Annotated in this window: 1 protein-coding gene; it reads left to right on the forward strand. The window is 46.1% G+C overall.

Features of this window, described 5'->3' with window-relative positions; all coding sequences use genetic code 11:
• A partial coding sequence (locus C1G53_RS12275) for an SH3 domain-containing protein (protein WP_192873136.1) occupies positions 1-264 on the forward strand: 264 nt, incomplete at its 5' end.
• Positions 265-284: the final 20 nt, after the last annotated feature.

Here is a 284-nt window from a genome sequence, read left to right on the forward strand (position 1 = left end):
ATCAGCTATTCTGGAGCTCGGCGCTATATCGCCATCCAGCCTACCATTACTCAATCTACAAACAACAGCCTACCAGCATCAGGTAGCTACACCATCCAGTCCTACTCTAGTGTCCGCAACAATCCAAGTCTGTCCAGTCCTGAAATCACCTTCTACGGAGCTGGCTCAGTCGTTCGCTATGATAAAGTTATTACTGCCGAAGGTCGCACATGGATTAGCTATATCAGTTACTCAGGTGCTCGACGCTACATCGCCATCTCCTAATCACAAAAAATACAATATTT

Origin of the sequence: Streptococcus suis, from assembly GCF_002960445.1 — a bacterium.
Classification (GTDB): domain Bacteria; phylum Bacillota; class Bacilli; order Lactobacillales; family Streptococcaceae; genus Streptococcus; species Streptococcus hyiners.